Source organism: Mesorhizobium sp. M2A.F.Ca.ET.037.01.1.1 (genome assembly GCF_003998075.1).
GTDB lineage: Bacteria > Pseudomonadota > Alphaproteobacteria > Rhizobiales > Rhizobiaceae > Mesorhizobium.
The window spans coordinates 1-12,626 of sequence record NZ_RZSA01000059.1; the positions used below are offsets into that span (position 1 = coordinate 1).

The following is a 12,626-nucleotide window of genomic DNA, read 5'->3' on the forward strand; positions in this document are numbered from 1 at the left end:
GTGCGTGCTGGCCGTGCTGATCGGCTTTGCCTCCTGCATCGCCGGTCTGCTTCTGTCCTACCACGCCTCGCTGCCTTCCGGCCCAGCGATCATCCTTTCGGCCGGCGTCGTCTATTTCTGCTCGATCCTGTTCGGCACGCGCGGCGTCCTGCGCGCCCGCATCGTGCACCACCGCCACCGCACCGCCTGACCAATCCCCAAGCAAGGAGAACTGTCCCAATGCTGAAATCCTTCCGTGCTGCGCTGGCTTTGAGTGTTATAACATTAAGCGCCTTCGCGACCTCTTCCGCCTTCGCGGCGCCGCTCAAAGTGGTGGCGAGTTTTACCGTGATTGCCGATTTCGCGAAGAATGTCGGCGGCGACCGGGTCAACATCACCACGATTGTCGGGCCGGACGGCGACGCGCATGTCTATGAGCCGAGCCCGGCCGACGCGGTGGCGATGGCAGGCGCCGACGTCGTGCTGGTCAACGGCCTGCATTTCGAAGGTTTCCTGCAGCGCCTGGTCGATGCGAGCGCCACCAAGGCCGCGATCGTGACGCTGACCAAGGGGGTCACGCCGATCGACTTCAAGCCGGAATTCGCCGACGCGGATGCCGCCGAAGGCGCCGATACCGGCGGCGGCAAGACCGTCACCGATCCGCACGCGTTCCAGTCGATCGTCAATGCCAAGATCTATGTGAAGAACATCGCCGATGCCTTTTGCGCCGCCGATGCCGCAGGCTGCACCGCCTATCAAAGCAACGCGGCCGCCTACACCCAAAAACTCGATGCGCTGGAAGACGAAGTGAAGGCGGCAATCCAGTCGATCCCGGAAGCGAAGCGCGTGGTCATCACCTCGCATGACGCCTTCGGCTATTTCGAGCATGAATACGGCCTAACCTTCCTGGCGCCGCAGGGCATCTCGACCGATTCCGAGCCTTCCGCGGCCGACGTCGCCAAGCTCGTCGAACAGGTGAAGCAGGACAAGGCTGCGGCGATCTTCGTGGAAAACATCACCAATCCGCGGCTGATCGAGCAGATCGCCGGCGAGACCGGCATCAAGGTCGGCGGCACGCTCTATTCGGACGCGCTGTCGGGGGCGGACGGCCCGGCCTCGACCTATATCGACATGATGCACAACAACATCACTCAGATCAAAGGCGCGATCCTCGGCAGTTGAGCCGGGCTAGTCGGCGAAACGGCAAACGCCGCCTTTCCAGCCGGACATTTCCGGCTGGATTCCCATGCGAAAATGTCTATCTGCTGAATGAACATCTCCTGATCGAAGCGGATTGGCCTTTCCATGACCGACTTCACGCCTTTCCAGTCTCTGCTTGGCGGAGCCCTGATCGGGCTGTCGGCCGTGCTGCTGATGGAATTGCATGGCCGCATTGCGGGAATGACCGGGATACTGGCCGGCGTTATCCCGCCAGTGTCCGCCGACTGGAAGTGGCGCGCTGCCTTTCTCGCCGGCGCGATCGGCGCGCCGTTGCTGATCCAGCTCGCCGGCAAGGACATCGAGTTCAATGTGCCGGTACCGACGCTGGCCCTTGTCGTCGGCGGCTTTCTCGTCGGTGTCGGCGTGCATTTCGGTGGCGGTTGTCCGAGCGGGCACGGCATTTGCGGCATCGCGCGACTGTCACCGCGCTCGTTCGTCGCCGTTGCGACCTTCATGGCCACCGCCTTCGTCACCGTTTTTGTCACCCGTCATGTGATTGGAGGCTGAACCATGAGCAAGCTCGCCTCGGCCTTCCTGATCGGCGGACTTTTCGGTTTGGGCATCGCTGTGTCCGGCATGATCAATCCGGCGAAGGTGCTGAATTTCTTCGACATCGCCGGAACCTGGGACCCTAGCCTGATCTTCGTGATGGGCGGCGGGCTGGCCATTGCCTTTGCCGGTTACCGCTTCATTTTCGCCCGACGCAAGAGGCCGGTATTCGAAACGGCTTTCGCCTTGCCGGGCAGGAAGGACATCGACAGCCAACTCGTCGGGGGCGCCGCGCTGTTCGGCATCGGCTGGGGCATTGCGGGCTTTTGCCCAGGCGGCGCCATCCCGGCGCTCGGCCTTGGCCGCGCGGAGACGCTGATCTTCGTCGGCGCGATGGTGGCGGGCATCGCGGTGGGGCGCTTGGCCAGGACCCGGCTTGCCCGCCTGGCGACCACATAGGAAATCTCCACCGCAGTGGTTGCCCGCCGGTCCGGGGAGTGACAGAACTGCGCCCAAGCCAACAGGCGCCTAGGATTGCGAGGACGACATCATGGAATACCGCCAGATCAGCGACGACTATTCGGTCTCCGGCCAGATCCAGCCGCAGGACATCGCCGCCATCAAGGACGCCGGCTTCAAGAGCGTGATCTGCAACCGGCCGGATGACGAGCAGCCTGGCCAGCCCACTGCCGACAGCGTCAAGGCCGCGGCCGAGGCGGCGGGGCTGGCGTTCCGCTACATTCCGGTCATCAGCGGCCAGATCACCATGAACAATGTCGAGGACCAGGCCGCCGCGCTCGACGAGCTCGAAGGGCCGGTCTTCGCCTATTGCCGCTCGGGCGCGCGCTGCACCAATCTTTACGGCCTGATCCAGCAGCAGCGGGGTTAAATCGGCAGCGCGCCGGTTTCCTTGAGCGTCTCCAGCACGATCGCCGTCTTCACGTGCTGCACGGATTCATGCGGCAGCAGAACGCCGTTGACGAACTCCGACAGTGATTTGAGATCGGGCGTCACCACCTTCAGGATGTAATCCATCTCGCCGGTCAGCGCGTGCGCCTCCTGCACCTCGGGCAGTCGCGCCACCAGTTCGCCGAAGCGGCGGGCATTGTCGCGGTTGTGGGTGGCCAGGGTCACCGAGATGACGTTGACCAGCGAAAAGCCGAGACGATCGCGGTTGAGCACGGCGCGGTAGCCCTTGATGTAGCCATCGTCCTCCAGCCGCTGGCGGCGGCGCGAGCATTGCGAGGGCGACAGGTTCACGCGCTCCGAAAGATCGTTGTTGGTGTATCGCGCGTCGTCCTGCAGAAGCGCCATTATCTTGCGGTCAAACTGATCAAGGCGCGCATCATCCATACGTATTCCTCCACTCATGCACAATTTGCGCACATGATGCGCATTATGGGCGACTGAATGCAAGCACCGTGCAGCGGCTTCGCGCTATCCTGATGAAAGATGGCCAAGCCCGGCCGCAACAGCTTTCGGAGGACTGCCATGGGCCCCTTCCCGCACGACGCGCCACCCGCGAAAATCAGCAAGCAAAACCCGGCCGGCACCGACGGCTTCGAGTTTGTCGAATTCGCGCACCCCGAGCCCGCCAAGCTTGCCGAGCTGTTCACCCGCATGGGCTATACCGCAGTGGCCAAGCACCGGACCAAGGACATCACCGTCTGGCGCCAGGGCGACATCAACTATGTCGTCAATGCCGAGCCGGGCTCGCATGCGATGAAGTTCGTCGAGAAGCATGGCCCTTGCGCCGCCTCGATGGCCTGGCGCGTGGTCGATGCCAAACACGCCTTCGAGCACGCTGTCTCGAAGGGCGCGACGCCCTATGAAGGTACCAACAAGGCGCTCGACGTGCCGGCCATTGTCGGCATCGGCGGCTCGCTGCTCTACTTCATCGAAGCCTATGGCGAGAAGGGCTCGGCCTATGACGCGGAGTTCGAGTGGCTGGGCGAGCGCGACCCGAAGCCGGAAGGCGTCGGCTTCTATTATCTCGACCACCTCACCCACAATGTCTATCGCGGCAACATGGACAAGTGGTGGGATTTCTACCGCGACCTGTTCGGCTTCAAGCAGATCCATTTCTTCGACATCGACGGCAAGATCACCGGCCTGGTGAGCCGCGCCATTACCTCGCCCTGCGGCAAGATCCGCATTCCGCTGAACGAATCCAAGGACGAGACCAGCCAGATCGCCGAGTACCTCAAGAAGTACAATGGCGAAGGCATCCAGCATATCGCCGTCGGCACCGACGCCATCTACGAGGCAACCGACAAGCTGGCCGCCAATGGGCTGAAGTTCATGCCAGGCCCGCCCGACACCTATTACGAGATGTCGCATGAGCGCGTGCACGGCCATGACGAGCCGATCGAGCGCATGAAGAAGCACGGCATCCTGATCGACGGCGAAGGCGTGGTCGACGGCGGCATGACCAAGATCCTGCTGCAGATCTTCTCCAAAACCGTGATCGGCCCGATCTTCTTCGAGTTCATCCAGAGGAAGGGCGACGAAGGCTTTGGCGAAGGCAATTTCCGCGCCCTGTTCGAATCGATCGAGCAGGACCAGATCAAGCGCGGCGTGATCAAGCTGGACGGCAAGGCGGCGTAGGCGATCCGATTCGGATGTCTTGCGATGCGATCAATTATGACCTAAATTATGGTCATAAAGGGTCGCATCCATGAATGTCTCCATCGCCGAAGCCAAGGCCAAATTGTCGGAACTCGTAAGCCGCGCGGAAGCCGGCGAGGAGATCGTGCTTACGCGCCATGGCAGGGTTGCCGCGCGTATTGTACCTCCGGAGGTGGTCGAACCGCTTCCGCGTATCGGCGCCCTGAAGGGCAAGATCTGGATTGCGGACGACTTTGACGAACTCGGTCCCGAATGGGACGAGTACGTCAAATGACGACAGGTCCGTTTCTCGCCGACACGCATATTATCCTCTGGTCGATTTCGGACGATCGACGTCTCAGCGAACAGCACCGTGCCATCCTGAACTCCGAAGCGGTGGTGTTCGCGAGCGCGGCAAGCGTTTGGGAAATCGCCATCAAACGATCAATTGGAAAACTTCAGGCGCCAGATGACCTGCCGGCATTGCTTCCGAGGATGCGGTTTCAGCCCCTCGCCGTTACCTTGCTGCATGCGCACGCAGTCGGCGATCTACCTTCTCACCATGGCGACCCGTTCGATAGGTTGCTAATTGCACAGGCGCAGATAGAGAACCTGACGATCCTGACATCCGACTCGCATTTCGCTCGGTACAACGTTGCGCTAGCTTAACTTTCCAGCCCCAACCGCTCGACTTCGTCCCTCCTCAGCTTGATGTCGTAGTCGAGCAGAAACTCATCCAATTGCGGCGGCGCTACCGACGTGCCGGAGAGCATGGCATGCACTTGGCCGCGGTGATGGATGTCGTGCAGGAAGACATGGGCGAGGATGTCGCCGATGCGCTCGGGGATCAGGCCGTCCTCGCGCCGGTCGGTTATGACTCGACGGTCGAGATCGGCTTCCGACAAGCCATCGCAGTAGGCGACAAGCTTGCGGTCGAAATTGGCCTGTGCCGCCGCCAGGCTTGCCGCATCGTCGAACGGAACGAAGTTGTCGTAGGCCGCCGCGCCGAGGCCGCCATCGGTCAGGAAATCGAGATAGAGACGGTCGACCGCGAGGATATGGTTGAGCGTTTCCCTGATCGATGGAAAGAAGCTGACGCGCTCGGCCTCAAACTCGCCGGGCTGCATCGCCAGCACGGCGCGGTAGAGCCGGTCATTCGACCACAGATTGTTGCGAGCCATGCGGCGCAGATGCTCGAGCAGGGTCACCTTCACCCCTCGTATTTCTCGACCTTCTGCTCGATGGCGCCGAAGATCGAGTGGCCTGCCTTGTCCTTCATCTCGATGCGCACCGTGTCGCCGAAAAGCAGGAACGGCGTCTTTGGCTCGCCGCTCTCGATGGTCTCGATCATGCGCAGTTCGGCGATGCAGGAATAGCCGGCGCCGCCGGCCCAGACAGGTTTGCCCGGCCCGCCATTCAGCTTGTTGGAAACGGTGCCGGAGCCGATGATGGTGCCGGCGGCAAGCGGCCGGGTTTTCGCGGCATGCGCGATCAATGCCGGAAAATCGAAGGTCATGTCGACGCCGGCATTGGCGCGGCCGAAGGGCTTGCCGTTGAGATCGGCGAGCAGCGGCAGGCTGACCTTGCCGCCATCCCAGGCATCGCCCAGTTCGTCGGGTGTGACAGCGACCGGTGAGAAGGCCGATGACGGTTTCGACTGGAAGAAGCCGAAGCCTTTGGCCAGTTCCGGCCCGGTGATGGCGCGCAGCGTCACGTCGTTGACCAGCATGACGAGGCGGATCGCCTCCCTCGCCTCTTCCAGGCTCGCGCCCATCGGCACGTCGTCGACGACGACCGCAACCTCGGCCTCCATGTCGATGCCGAAGGCTTCATCGGCCATGCGGATCGGATCGCGCGGGGGAACAAAACTATCCGAGCCGCCCTGGTAGATCAGCGGATCGGTCCAGAAGCTTGCCGGCATCTCGGCGCCGCGCGCCTTCCGCACCAGCTCGACATGATTCACATAGGCCGAGCCGTCCGCCCATTGATAGGCCCGCGGCAACGGCGAATGCGCGTTGTGTTCGTGGAAACGCTCCGACGGGACGGCGTTGGTCTCGAGCGATTCCGCCAACGTCGCGAGATGCGGGGCAATGCGGCGCCAGTCGTCGAGCGCGGCCTGCAGCGTCGGCACCAGGAAGGAGGCATCGGTGAACCGCGTCAGATCGCGCGAGACCACGACAAGCTTCCCGTCGCGCGTCCCGTTCTTCAGTGTGGCAAGCTTCATGCGGTTTCCTCTCCTTGCGCGGCTTTGGCGCCGCTTAGTTGTACAACAAGGCCGTCGCGGGCGATCGTCAAGTCACCCGGCCAAGTTTTCCTGACAGCGGCGACCCAATCGGCTTCGCCGATGGCTGGATCGTCGGCCGGAATGAGATGGTTGAGCACCAACCGCCGCACACCGGCATCGCTGGCGATGCGGCCGGCATCCTCGGCGAGGCTGTGGCTGGCGAAGAGGTGCTCGCGCAGCCGCGCGCCGTTGCCGGTCCGGGCGACCAGCCTTTCCACACCTTCTTCCAGCATGGCCTCATGGACGAGAATGTCGGCCTCTTTGGCAAAGCCGGCCAGCGGCGGAAAGAAGGCCGTGTCGGCGGAAAAAACTACGCTTCTACCGCCATGCTCGAAACGCAACGCAAAACAGTCGGTCACCGGCGGATGGTCGACGCGCAGCGCCGTCACTGTCAGTCCTTCCTCCTCCAGGATGGCGCCCTCGCCGAATTCCTTGATGGAGACCAGTTCGCGGATATCCGGCCGGCCCTCGTCCACGATGCGGATCCCGATGTCGAATTCCATCGCCCGGCAGAAATGCCGCCAGTAGTCCTGTGTGCCGGGTGGGCCGAAAACGGTCATCGGCGTCGTCAACCCCGCTGTCCAAGCGGTGTGGATCAGCGGCCCGAGTTCCAAAATATGGTCCGAATGAAGGTGCGTGATGAAGATCAGGTCAAGCGCCCTGAGGCTGACGCCGGCATCGACCAGACCGCGCGTGACGCCGAGCCCGCAATCGACGACGATGTCACGCTCGCCGATCTGAAGGAGCGATGAGCTCGGCCATGGCCCGCCCGGACGCAACGCCGGGCCGCCCTTGGAACCCAGAAGCACCAGCCTGTCGCTCATCGGGCGAGCCTCAAGACCAATCGCCCTCCGGGGTGCCGTTGAAACGCTTCTTCAGGTCGGCCCAGCAGTCGATGTAGTTCTCCTGCAAGGTTCCGAGTTCCGCGGCATAGCGCGTCAGCATCTGGGGAAATCGGGTCTCGAACATGAAGGCCATGGTGTTGTCGAGCTTGACCGGCTTCAACTCGGCGCGGGTGGCTTTCTCGAAGCCGGAAGCATCCGGCCCATGCGCCAGCATCTGATTGTGCAGGCTGATGCCGCCCGGCACAAAGCCCTCTTCCTTGGCGTCGTACTGGCCATGGATCAGGCCCATGAACTCGCTCATGATGTTGCGGTGGTACCATGGCGGACGGAACGTGTCCTCTGCAACCAGCCAGCGCGGCGGGAAGATGACGAAGTCGACATTGGCCGTGCCCTCCTCGCCGCTCGGCGCCGTCAGCACGGTGAAAATAGACGGGTCCGGATGGTCGAACAGGATGGCTCCGACCGGCGAAAACGTAGCCAGATCATATTTGTAGGGCGCGTAGTTGCCGTGCCACGCGACGACATCGAGCGGCGAATGGCCAAGTTCGGTGACGTGGAAAGAGCCGCACCATTTGACGATGAGCCGGCACGGCGTCTCCTTCTCCTCGAACCAGGCGCAGGGCGTCTTGAAGTCGCGCGGATTGGCCAGGCAATTGGCGCCGATCGAGCCGCGGTCCGGCATGGTGAATTTGGCGCCATAATTCTCGCAGACATAGCCGCGCGCCTCCTTGTCGGCGAGCTCGACCTTGAAGACCAGGCCGCGCGGCAGCACGGCGATCTCGCCGGGCCGAAGCTCGATGACACCCATCTCGGTGACGAAGCGCAGCGCGCCGACCTGCGGCACGACCAGCAACTCGCCGTCGGCGTTGAAGAAATGGTCGTCGACCATCGAGCGGTTGGCGACATAGACATGCGCGGCCATGCCGGTTTGCCCGACAGCATCGCCGGCCGTGGTGAAGGTGCGCATGCCGGAGATGAAGTCCGTCGGCTCGGTGGGCATGGGCGTCGGATTCCAGCGGTATTGGCCGAGCGCCAGCTCATGATCGCCGATGTTGGGGCCAGTCTTCCACAAGGGATAGCTCACGCCCTTGAAGCGGCCGGTGTGCTTCACGCTCGGGCGGATGCGGTAGAGCCACGAACGCTCATTGGTGCCGCGCGGCGCGGTGAAAGGCGAGCCGGAGAGCTGCTCGGCATAAAGCCCATAGGCAGGCCGCTGCGGCGAGTTGCGCCCCTGCGGCAGCGAGCCGGGCAGAGTCTCGGTCTCGAAGTCATTGCCGAAGCCCGGCATATATGAAAAGCCCATCCGATCCTCCCTGATCCCGACGTCCAGCCTCACGGTGCTAGCCTGTCGGCGATGTTGACCAAACTGGTTTCATTTGTAACCATCGAAAATGTAACTATCAACGCCGCGCTGCATCCCGGAGGAGCGCTTCATGGAACCGGATATCCTGGATCTTGAAAGCTTTCTCCCGTACCGTCTCTACCAGCTGGCGGACACCGTCAGCCGCGAGTTCTCCCGCATCTACAAGGAGCGCCACGGCCTGACGCGGCCGGAATGGCGCACGCTCTCAGGCCTCGGCCAGCGCGGCATGATGACGGCAACGGAGCTCGGAGAGCAGTCGGCCATGCACAAGACCAAGGTGTCGCGCGCCGTGGCCGAGCTGGAACGCCGGCGCTGGCTGACGCGCACGCCGGACGAGAAGGATCGGCGGGTCGAGCATCTTGCGCTGACCAAGGCGGGAGTTGCCGCCTATCGGGAAATGGTGCCGCTGGCGAAGGCGTTTGAAAGGGAGCTTCTGGGGAGGTTCAGCGCGGAGGAACGGGCGGCGATCGTGACGGGGATCGCGGCGCTGGAGGGGGCCTTGGAGGAAAAGGGCTGATAGGTTGGCGCGAGGCCCCCCTCTCTGTCCTGCCGGACATCTCCCCCTCTTGGGGGGAGATTAGATGTCACCCCGGCTTTCGCCAATCGGCAACATTGCAGGATGAGAGCCGGCGCCGAAACTGCCAATCTCCCCCCCTTGAGGGGAGATGTCCGGCAGGACAGAGAGGGGGCGAAGGAACTCGACGTTTCCTTAGAAGCCCCTCACCAATCCATCACCACCTTGCCCGAGCTGCCGCTCCGCATCGCATCGAACCCTACCTGAAAATCGTCGATCCCAATGCGGTGCGTGATCAGCCCCGAAACATCCAGCGGCCCCTGCACGAGCGCGATCATCTTGTACCAGGTCTCGAACATCTCGCGGCCGTAGATACCTTTGAGATGCAGCATCTTGAAGATGACCTTGTTCCAGTCGATCTCGAAGCCGGTGGGCGCGATGCCCAAAATGGCGATCTTGCCGCCATTGTTCATCGTGTCGATCATGTCGCGGAAGGCAGGCGCGGCACCCGACATCTCCAGGCCGACATCGAACCCTTCGCTCATGCCGATCGAAGGCATGACATCGCGCAGCTTTTCCTTCGAGGCGTCGACCACATGCTGGACGCCAAGCTTGCGCGCCAGATCCAGCCGGACCGGGTTGATGTCGGTGATGACGACTTTTCGCGCGCCGACGCATTGCGCGACCAGCGCGCCCATGATGCCGATCGGGCCGGCGCCGGTGACCAGCACGTCCTCGCCGACCAGATCGAAGGACAGTGCAGTGTGAACCGCATTGCCCAGCGGATCGAAGATCGCCGCGATCTCGTCCGGAACATCGTCCGGGATCGGCACGACATTGTGCTGCGGGATGACCATATATTCGCCAAAAGCGCCGGGGCGGTTGACGCCAACGCCGAGCGTGTTGCGGCATAGATGCCCTCGCCCGGCGCGGCAGTTGCGGCAATGGCCGCAGACGATATGGCCTTCGCCCGAGACGCGCTGGCCGACCTTGTATTCGGTGACCGCGGCGCCGAAATCGGCGACAGTGCCGACGAATTCATGGCCCGTCACCATCGGCACCGGCACAGTCTTCTGCGCCCACTGGTCCCAATTGTAGATGTGGACGTCGGTGCCGCAGATCGCGGTTTTCTTGACCTTGATCAGCACGTCGTTAGGGCCGATCTCCGGCACCGGCACCTCTTCCATCCAGATGCCCGGCTCAGCCTTGGCCTTCACCAGCGCTTTCATCATGTTCGACATTCTGTTGTCCTTCGAATCTATTGATCCGGAATCGTTTTCTAGCGCCGGGCGTTCAGGAAATGACGCCCAGTTCCTTGCCGACCTCGCCGAACGCTTCGACCGCCCGATCGATGTCGGCGCTGGAATGCGCCGCCGACATCTGGGTGCGGATGCGCGCCTGGCCCTTCGGCACGACCGGGAAGGAGAAGCCGATGACATAGATGCCGCGCTTCAGCATGCGCGCGGCCATCTCCTGCGCCAAAGCCGCATCGCCCAGCATCACCGGGATGATCGGGTGATCGGCGCCGGCCAGGGTGAAGCCCAGCTTACCCATGCTGGAGCGGAAGCGATCCGCATTGGCATATAGGCGCTCACGCAGCGCGTCGCCATGGCGAATCAGGTCGAACACTTTGATCGAAGCGCCGGCGATGGCCGGCATCAGCGTGTTGGAAAAGAGATAGGGCCGCGAGCGCTGGCGCAGCCAGTCGACCACCTGCCTCTTGCCGGACGTGTAGCCGCCGGAGGCGCCGCCCAGCGCCTTGCCCAGCGTGCCGGTGATGATGTCCACCCTCCCCTCGACACCGCAATGCTCTGCCGAGCCGCGGCCGTTCCTGCCGACGAAGCCGACCGCATGGCTGTCGTCGACCATCACCATCGCATCGTATTTTGCGGCCAGATCGCAGACGCCGCGCAGATTGGCGATGATGCCGTCCATCGAGAACACGCCGTCGGTGGCGATCAGCCGGAAGCGGCAGTCCTTTGCCTCTTTCAGCCTGGCCTCGAGATCGGCCATGTCGTTGTTGGCGTAGCGGAAGCGCTTGGCCTTGGAGAGCCTGACGCCGTCGATGATCGAGGCGTGGTTCAAGGCGTCGGAGATGATGGCGTCCTCCTCGCCAAGAAGCGTCTCGAACAGCCCGCCATTGGCGTCGAAGCAGGAAGAGTAGAGGATGGTGTCCTCCATGCCGAGGAAGGACGAGATCGTCGTCTCGAGTTCCTTGTGCTCCTCCTGCGTGCCGCAGATGAAACGCACCGAAGCCATGCCGTAGCCGTAGCGGTCGAGCGCCTGCTTTGCCGCGTCGCGCAGGTCCAGGCTATCGGCGAGGCCGAGATAATTGTTGGCACAGAAGTTCAGCACCTTTTCGCCGCCGACCTCGATCTCGGCGGACTGCATGGAGGAAATCACCCGCTCGGATTTGTAGAGCCCGGCCGATTTCAGCCCCTGGAGCTCGCTGTCGATGTGGGAAAGGAATGCTTTGCTCATGGGTCCGGCCCTGTTCGGTTCGAGGCCGGACTGTCGCGCCACGGCTGCAAAAAATCCATCGCAAAAGCGACCGCTTCGGTGGCGTCGCGAAAGCCGGACAGCAATCCTTCCCGGCGGTGCAACAGCAATGCGATCAAAAAGCTGTGCGCGGGAAACGACATGATAACCATCTTGCGAGCTTTGTCGCGCCGCCGCGATCGCCATCAGCCTCCTTTGCCGAGCTGTTAACCCTTTCAGGGCAAGCGTCTTCCCGTCACGCATCCAAGGCGGGAATCCGTCGACCGGAGGGTCACTTAGATCATGTCGCAGCAGCCAGTGCAGAGCGTTTCGCGCAAGCTGATCCTGCTCATCAAGACCGGCTACTGGCTGGCGCTCACGATTATTGCCGCCATGGTGGTGGCCTCCTTCATTCTTCTGCAGCAGCTGATGGCGCAGCAGCAGCACAATGATGCCCTGCTCGACATCGTCTCGACGCAGAAGGCGCTGTCGCAGCGCATCGTCTTCCTGGCGAGCGCCACGGGCGCTGCCTCGCGCGACAAGCAGCCGTCGCTGGTCACCGCGCTCAAGCAGGCGACCGGCGAATTCGAAACCAGCTACGACCGGCTGCTCAAGGAGACCGGCGCCGATCCGCTGTCGCCGGCACGCAACGATCCGAAGTCGATCGAATATGTGCTGTTCAACAAGCCGTTCCACCTCGATTACTTCTCGGTCGGGCTCGTCGCCAATGGCGAAAGGCTGGTCTCGTCCTTCGAGTCGCAGCTCGGCATGCAGAGGAACGGCTACAAGGCCGGCGGCGAACGCGCCGGCCTCGACGCTTCCGTCGCCAATGCGACACTGTCGGGC

At 62.8% G+C, this 12,626-nt stretch carries 17 protein-coding genes and 1 pseudogene; 10 read left to right on the forward strand and 8 right to left on the reverse strand.

The window, feature by feature from the left end:
• The 5 genes from EOA27_RS05270 to EOA27_RS05290 all read left to right on the forward strand — a co-directional run.
• A partial coding sequence (locus EOA27_RS05270; protein ID WP_189561963.1) for a metal ABC transporter permease occupies positions 1-190 on the forward strand: 190 nt, incomplete at its 5' end.
• Between the two features lie 29 nt (positions 191-219).
• The gene (gene aztC / locus EOA27_RS05275) at positions 220-1,161 is read left to right on the forward strand and encodes a zinc ABC transporter substrate-binding protein AztC (protein WP_126083092.1); all 942 of its coding nucleotides are present in this window, start codon (positions 220-222) and stop codon (positions 1,159-1,161) included.
• A gap of 123 nt (positions 1,162-1,284) precedes the next feature.
• Positions 1,285-1,707 carry a YeeE/YedE thiosulfate transporter family protein gene (locus EOA27_RS05280; protein WP_126083093.1) on the forward strand — a complete coding sequence of 141 codons (423 nt, stop codon included), beginning with the start codon at positions 1,285-1,287 and terminating at the stop codon, positions 1,705-1,707.
• A 3-nt stretch (positions 1,708-1,710) separates the two neighbouring features.
• Positions 1,711-2,148: a DUF6691 family protein gene (locus EOA27_RS05285; protein WP_126083094.1), complete on the forward strand. Its 438-nt coding sequence runs from the start codon at positions 1,711-1,713 to the stop codon at positions 2,146-2,148.
• Between the two features lie 91 nt (positions 2,149-2,239).
• Positions 2,240-2,578 carry a TIGR01244 family sulfur transferase gene (locus EOA27_RS05290; RefSeq protein ID WP_126083095.1) on the forward strand — a complete coding sequence of 113 codons (339 nt, stop codon included), beginning with the start codon at positions 2,240-2,242 and terminating at the stop codon, positions 2,576-2,578.
• Here the strand turns inward: EOA27_RS05290 and EOA27_RS05295 are convergent.
• Complete coding sequence (locus EOA27_RS05295; RefSeq protein WP_126083096.1) at positions 2,575-3,042, reverse strand: Lrp/AsnC family transcriptional regulator; 468 nt, start codon at positions 3,040-3,042, stop codon at positions 2,575-2,577. The genes EOA27_RS05290 and EOA27_RS05295 overlap by 4 nt on opposite strands.
• A 138-nt stretch (positions 3,043-3,180) precedes the next feature.
• Between EOA27_RS05295 and hppD the strand changes: the two genes are divergently transcribed.
• The 3 genes from hppD (at position 3,181) to EOA27_RS05310 (ending at position 4,965) form a co-directional block, all read left to right on the forward strand.
• Positions 3,181-4,296, forward strand: a complete 1,116-nt coding sequence (gene hppD, locus EOA27_RS05300; RefSeq protein WP_126083097.1) for a 4-hydroxyphenylpyruvate dioxygenase — start codon at positions 3,181-3,183, stop codon at positions 4,294-4,296.
• A gap of 70 nt (positions 4,297-4,366) precedes the next feature.
• A complete protein-coding gene (locus EOA27_RS05305; protein WP_126061250.1) occupies positions 4,367-4,591 on the forward strand; it encodes a type II toxin-antitoxin system prevent-host-death family antitoxin in 225 nt (74 codons plus the stop codon).
• The gene (locus tag EOA27_RS05310) at positions 4,588-4,965 is read left to right on the forward strand and encodes a type II toxin-antitoxin system VapC family toxin (protein ID WP_126083098.1); all 378 of its coding nucleotides are present in this window, start codon (positions 4,588-4,590) and stop codon (positions 4,963-4,965) included. The genes EOA27_RS05305 and EOA27_RS05310 overlap by 4 nt, the downstream gene beginning before the upstream one ends.
• Here EOA27_RS05310 and EOA27_RS05315 read toward each other — a convergent pair.
• From EOA27_RS05315 to hmgA, 4 genes are read right to left on the reverse strand one after another with little or no spacing between them, the layout of a single operon-like run.
• Positions 4,962-5,504 carry a DinB family protein gene (locus EOA27_RS05315; RefSeq protein WP_126083099.1) on the reverse strand — a complete coding sequence of 181 codons (543 nt, stop codon included), beginning with the start codon at positions 5,502-5,504 and terminating at the stop codon, positions 4,962-4,964. The two genes, EOA27_RS05310 and EOA27_RS05315, sit on opposite strands and share 4 nt — an antisense overlap.
• A gap of 2 nt (positions 5,505-5,506) precedes the next feature.
• On the reverse strand, positions 5,507-6,520 hold the full coding sequence (locus EOA27_RS05320; RefSeq protein ID WP_126083100.1) for a fumarylacetoacetate hydrolase family protein: 1,014 nt from the start codon (positions 6,518-6,520) through the stop codon (positions 5,507-5,509).
• Complete coding sequence (locus EOA27_RS05325; protein WP_126083101.1) at positions 6,517-7,404, reverse strand: MBL fold metallo-hydrolase; 888 nt, start codon at positions 7,402-7,404, stop codon at positions 6,517-6,519. Before EOA27_RS05325 ends, EOA27_RS05320 begins: the two co-directional genes overlap by 4 nt.
• Positions 7,405-7,414: 10 nt before the next feature.
• Positions 7,415-8,728, reverse strand: a complete 1,314-nt coding sequence (gene hmgA / locus EOA27_RS05330) for a homogentisate 1,2-dioxygenase (protein ID WP_126083102.1) — start codon at positions 8,726-8,728, stop codon at positions 7,415-7,417.
• Between the two features lie 130 nt (positions 8,729-8,858).
• Between hmgA and EOA27_RS05335 the strand changes: the two genes are divergently transcribed.
• Entirely contained in the window at positions 8,859-9,305 is a 447-nt protein-coding gene (locus tag EOA27_RS05335) for a MarR family transcriptional regulator (RefSeq protein ID WP_126083103.1), read from the forward strand.
• A 203-nt stretch (positions 9,306-9,508) separates the two neighbouring features.
• Here EOA27_RS05335 and tdh read toward each other — a convergent pair whose 3' ends face one another.
• From tdh to EOA27_RS40495, 3 genes are read right to left on the reverse strand one after another with little or no spacing between them, the layout of a single operon-like run.
• Positions 9,509-10,543 carry an L-threonine 3-dehydrogenase gene (gene tdh / locus EOA27_RS05340; RefSeq protein ID WP_126083104.1) on the reverse strand — a complete coding sequence of 345 codons (1,035 nt, stop codon included), beginning with the start codon at positions 10,541-10,543 and terminating at the stop codon, positions 9,509-9,511.
• A gap of 52 nt (positions 10,544-10,595) precedes the next feature.
• Positions 10,596-11,783 carry a glycine C-acetyltransferase gene (locus EOA27_RS05345; protein ID WP_126083105.1) on the reverse strand — a complete coding sequence of 396 codons (1,188 nt, stop codon included), beginning with the start codon at positions 11,781-11,783 and terminating at the stop codon, positions 10,596-10,598.
• Positions 11,780-11,944: a hypothetical protein gene (locus EOA27_RS40495; RefSeq protein ID WP_189343157.1), complete on the reverse strand. Its 165-nt coding sequence runs from the start codon at positions 11,942-11,944 to the stop codon at positions 11,780-11,782. The genes EOA27_RS05345 and EOA27_RS40495 overlap by 4 nt, the downstream gene beginning before the upstream one ends.
• A 139-nt stretch (positions 11,945-12,083) precedes the next feature.
• On the opposite strand from EOA27_RS40495, the pseudogene EOA27_RS05350 reads away from it, so the two are divergent.
• A pseudogene (locus EOA27_RS05350) lies at positions 12,084-12,626 on the forward strand (GGDEF-domain containing protein); the annotation flags it as partial.